This window comes from Rhizobacter sp. P2_H2 (genome assembly GCF_056403375.1).
On record NZ_JBFUFP010001276.1, the window covers coordinates 1 to 1392 of the forward strand.

Sequence of the window (1392 nt, forward strand, 5' to 3'; positions counted from 1 at the left end):
CAGCGAGCGTGAGGGCATCACGATGCTGGCGATCGGCATCGCGCTGGGGCTGCTGGTGAGCCTCGGTTGCGCGTGGGCCTTGTCGCGCTCGATCCTCCATCCACTGGCGGGCGCCTCGCGGATGGCCGAGCGTGTGGCCGCCGGCGACCTGAGCATGGCGACGGTCGCGACCGGCTCGCATGACGAGGTGCAGGCGCTGGTGTCCGACCTGGGCGCGATGCAGGGCAAGCTGGCCGAACTGGTGGCGAGCGTGCAGCACGTGAGCGAATCCATCACGACCGCCAGCACCGAGATCGCGGCCGGCAACCTCGACCTGTCGTCGCGCACCGAGCAGACGGCGTCGAACCTGCAGCAGACGGCGTCGAGCGTCGAGCAACTGACCGCCACCGTGCGCCAGAGCGCCGATGCGGCGAAGCAGGCGAACCAGCTGGCGCTGTCGGCCTCGGGCGTGGCCACGCGCGGCGGCGAGGTGGTGGCCGACGTGGTGCAGACGATGGAGGCCATCGCCGGCTCGTCGAAGAAGATCGCCGACATCATCGGCGTGATCGACGGCATCGCGTTCCAGACCAACATCCTCGCGCTGAACGCTGCGGTGGAAGCGGCGCGCGCGGGCGAGCAGGGCCGCGGCTTCGCGGTGGTGGCCGGCGAAGTGCGCAGCCTGGCGCAGCGCAGCGCGCAGGCCGCGCGCGAGATCAAGAGCCTGATCGGCGACAGCGTCGGCAAGGTGGAATCGGGCACGCGGCTGGTGGAAGAGGCCGGCACGACGATGCGCGAGATCGTCAGCTCGGTGCGCCGCGTGACGGACATCATCGGCGAGATCAGCACCGCCGCCGGCGAGCAGAGCGACGGCATCGGCCAGGTCAACCAGGCGATCGCCCAGCTCGATCACATGACGCAGCAGAACGCGGCGCTGGTCGAGGAATCGACCGCCGCGACGCAGAGCCTGAAGGACCAGGCGACGATGCTGTCACGCGCGGTGGGCAGCTTCAAGTTGTAGCCCGGATGCGAATCCGGGATCCCGGGTTGGCACCCGGGCTACGGGGCGCTCCGTAGAATCCCTTCAATGAGCAGCCCCTCGGCGGTACCTTCGACAGACGCTCCCTCGACCCCTCCACGCCACTGGCCCGGCCTGCTGCTGGCCACCCTGGGTGCCATCGCCTTCTCCGGCAAGGCCATCATCGTCAAGCTGGCCTACCGGCACGATGTCGATGCGGTCACGCTCATCATGTACCGCATGCTGTTCGCGCTGCCGCTGTTCCTGCTGCTGTCGTGGTGGGCGGGGCGTGGCAAGCCGGCGCTGACGCGGCGCGACTGGATCGTCGTGCTGGGCCTCGGCTTCAGCGGCTACTACCTCGCGAGCTTCCTCGACTTCGCCGGGCTGCAGTACATCAG

The 1392-nt window shown here is 69.5% G+C and carries 2 protein-coding genes; both read left to right on the forward strand.

Translation table 11 applies throughout. The annotated features are described in order from the left end of the window. A partial coding sequence (locus tag AC1D15_RS32300) for a methyl-accepting chemotaxis protein (RefSeq protein WP_477829272.1) occupies positions 1 to 997 on the forward strand: 997 nt, incomplete at its 5' end. 66 nt (positions 998 to 1063) lie between these two features. After that, positions 1064 to 1392, forward strand: a 329-nt coding sequence (locus tag AC1D15_RS32305; RefSeq protein ID WP_477829273.1) for an EamA family transporter, incomplete at its 3' end; no start/stop codon positions are given.